This is a genomic window from Flavobacterium sp. (genome assembly GCF_043780635.1).
GTDB lineage: Bacteria > Bacteroidota > Bacteroidia > Flavobacteriales > Flavobacteriaceae > Flavobacterium.
Map to the genome: position 1 here is coordinate 1 of NZ_JAYWCK010000119.1, position 3172 is coordinate 3172.

The following is a 3172-nucleotide window of genomic DNA, read 5'->3' on the forward strand; positions in this document are numbered from 1 at the left end:
TTCTGACCTTATCGACATTGTATAATTATCAATAAAATTTCAAATCAATTTAATTACTCTCAAAAGCACTTATGCGACCTAAACGTATATACCTATAAAAGAATTAGCAAAACATTGCAAAATGATAACACTTTTAGAGAATTACTTATTGAATTTTTCATTGGTGGAAGAAATTCACGATTAGGCGTAGAAATTCCTCTTTATTATATGCGTAATTTCAAATTGAGAGACCTGAATTTATTTCTGATTTGAGAAACCACAAATATGTTGAAAGGATATTAAACGATAATGAAATCCAAGGAAAGTATTCTAACGAAGTAGGATCGCATGTAGAAAGAATAATTCAAACAAGACTAGAAAACTACAAAGCCAATATAAATAGAACATTGCAATATGAAATTCAGAAAGAATTCCCTTTACTAAATAAAAACATTGATTTTTTAATACCAAGTGTCAATGCCCCAATTATATTAATTGAGTCTTCATATAATATAACAACAGGAAGTGGCCAATCAAAAAGGGCTGATCAACTCGTTGAATTTTTTAGTACATTAATGAGACACAATGCAAATCACAGAGCAAATAGAATAATTATGCTCAATTATTGCGATGGTTTTGGGTGGGTAGGAAGGCAAAATGATTTACACCGAATTTACGAGGCTAGTGATTTTGTGTTTAACCAAAGAACTCTTAATGTACTTGATGAAGTTTTGAATGAGTACTATCCAAGCACTTAACTTCTCTTGTAAATGTTGCAGCAATTTTAGAAGCAACGAATTCTACAACAGGTACAGCAACAGTATTACCTAGCAAATCAAAAGCATCATATTCTTTAGTTGGGATTTCGTACCATTCGGGATACCCAAATAATCGCAATCCTTCACGAATAGTCAATCTTCTTAATCCTTTTCCATCAGGCACTGCCAATCGGGAAACATCAGTTGCAACTAAAGTTGGAGCAATGTCTTTAGGGTCAAGAATCTTATTGATTTCAAAACTTAATTTTCCAGTTACAATATTGTATCCTTTAGGTTTAGTTTCGTCATATTCCCGTGAAGAACTAATTCCATTTACATTTTGTATTTTGACCAATTTTTTAGGATGCTCGAATTTCAAATACCCTTTTTTAGTCAGGTCTTCAAGGAGCGTTTTTAATTCTTTTTTTGGTAAATCAATGAATGTATTAATTTGTTCTAAAGTCAACGTCATTCCGTCCATCCAATCAATACCAATTTCTTCTGCCCATTGCTTTTTCCGTCTTTGTTTGAATAATTGATTCAAAATATTAGCCTGTTTTTTTGAGACACTTCCTTTTAAATCTATATCCCAACTATGAATATTGTTAACTCCTCCACGCTTATCCTTTATTGATTTTCCGTATAAATCCTCAAGCTGGAAATGAACTAGAAGTTTATCAATAAAATTAGATTTAAGTATTGGTAATCCGCTTTCTAAAACACTTTCTAAAGGATTAAAAACAGGTTCGGCTCCATTCAAGTCAATTTTTTTCTTCTTAGTACCAACTATAAAAATTCGTTTACGAGATTGTGGCAATCCAAATTCCAAACTGTCAAAGACTTTCCAACTTACTTTATAATCTAAATCAACTTCAAGTGTATGTAAAATCGTTTTTAAGGTCCTTCCAATTTCGTCATTTTTATTTTCTAAATCATGTTTTACCAGTCCTTCAACATTTTCTAAAATAAAACCGCTAGGCTTTTTGTCTCTTAGAATCCGCTCTATTTCAAAAAACAATGTGCCCCTTGTATCTAAAAAACCTTGCCGTTTTCCTCCTGCGCTAAAAGGTTGACATGGAAAACCGCCCAATAAAAAATCAAAATCAGGAATAAACTCATTGCGTATTTCAAAAATATCGCCAGCCAAAAAATCATTTTTAAAATTGTGCTTCAATGTTTTTACTGCATATGGTTTTATTTCAGAAGTCATGACACATTCCGTTTCGATTCCAGCATCTTTAAACGCCTTTTCAAATCCTAAGCGAATCCCACCAAGACCCGCAAACAAATCAATAAATTTTACAGTATTATTTATCATTGCGTGTAGTTTTATAAGGTTCATTTGGTTCAGCGGCCATCAAAAATGGACTTTCATATTCCTCAATTTCAATTTTATGACAACCTATAACTGTTAGGCATTGCAAAAGAAAACAAGTGCTAAAACTTCCACGACTGATTTTACTATCAATGCTTGCTTTTGTTTCTTCGACACCAATTTCATTGAGCATTAAAGCTAAATCAGTGTTCGATACACCTCGTTTGATTAGCTCCGACTTTAATAATCTTTTAGACTTATCATTCCAGTTTGTCATGGCAACAATTTTAATTTATTTGCAATATTCGACAATAATTATCATATATGCAAATATATCGACAAAAATAAAAATATGGCAAGTAACACGGGTTTAGCAAAAGTTTTGGTTCAGTTCTCCGCAGACACATTTGTGGTTAATCAAACATTGGTTCTCCGCAACAGCAATTGTGGTGAAATCGCCACTTTCGCCAAGCCCGAAAACGTTACTTTCCGTTATGCTTTCCAAAAAGGATTTGTGTAAATGTTAAAACAACAATTTTCATATCCAATAAAAGCGACCAATTTTCTAAATACCAAACATCATATTTCACTCGCTTTTCCATTAATGAATTATTCCTTGTTTCTCCTCTTAAACCATGAACTTGCGCCCATCCTGTAATGCCAGGTTTCACAAAATGACGCACCATAAACTTATCGATGATTTCCGAATATTCTTCGGTATGTTTCAGCATGTGTGGACGTGGCCCTACTACCGACATATTCCCAATTAAGGTATTATAAAACTGAGGTAATTCATCAAGACTCGTTTTCCGTAAAAATCGTCCAATGGCGGTTATTCTAACATCACCTTCTCTGGCTTGTTCAACATCCGCATTTTCATTCACTTTCATCGTTCTTAGCTTCCAACAATAAAAGGTAATATTATCTCTCCCTGACCTTAGCTGCTTAAAAAAAACTGGTCCTTTAGAACTCAGCTTAATCAATGGTGCAACTATTAAAAATACGAATGGGAATACGAGGATAATTACCATAAACGAAAACATTATATCAAAAGCTCTTTTCACTATTCTGTTACCAATATTTTGAAGTGGTTCATTTCGCACACTTAATACAGGTATTG

General features: G+C 33.0%; 5 protein-coding genes. 2 read left to right on the forward strand and 3 right to left on the reverse strand.

Annotated elements, in window-relative coordinates; all coding sequences use genetic code 11:
• Positions 1 to 248: 248 nt before the first annotated feature.
• Positions 249 to 737 carry a DpnII family type II restriction endonuclease gene (locus tag ACH2BV_RS10540; protein WP_395050687.1) on the forward strand — a complete coding sequence of 163 codons (489 nt, stop codon included), beginning with the start codon at positions 249 to 251 and terminating at the stop codon, positions 735 to 737.
• On the opposite strand, the gene dcm is transcribed toward ACH2BV_RS10540, so the two are convergent.
• Entirely contained in the window at positions 691 to 2055 is a 1365-nt protein-coding gene (gene dcm / locus ACH2BV_RS10545; RefSeq protein WP_395050688.1) for a DNA (cytosine-5-)-methyltransferase, read from the reverse strand. The two genes, ACH2BV_RS10540 and dcm, sit on opposite strands and share 47 nt — an antisense overlap.
• Positions 2045 to 2329, reverse strand: coding sequence for a DUF6471 domain-containing protein (locus ACH2BV_RS10550; protein ID WP_395050689.1), 285 nt, complete (start codon positions 2327 to 2329; stop codon positions 2045 to 2047). Before ACH2BV_RS10550 ends, dcm begins: the two co-directional genes overlap by 11 nt.
• 75 nt (positions 2330 to 2404) lie before the next feature.
• Here ACH2BV_RS10550 and ACH2BV_RS10555 point away from each other — a divergent pair, with 75 nt between their 5' ends.
• A complete protein-coding gene (locus ACH2BV_RS10555) occupies positions 2405 to 2572 on the forward strand; it encodes a hypothetical protein (protein ID WP_395050690.1) in 168 nt (55 codons plus the stop codon).
• On the opposite strand, the gene ACH2BV_RS10560 is transcribed toward ACH2BV_RS10555, so the two are convergent.
• The coding region (locus ACH2BV_RS10560) for an exopolysaccharide biosynthesis polyprenyl glycosylphosphotransferase (protein ID WP_395050691.1) at positions 2535 to 3172 on the reverse strand (638 nt) is incomplete at its 5' end. The two genes, ACH2BV_RS10555 and ACH2BV_RS10560, sit on opposite strands and share 38 nt — an antisense overlap.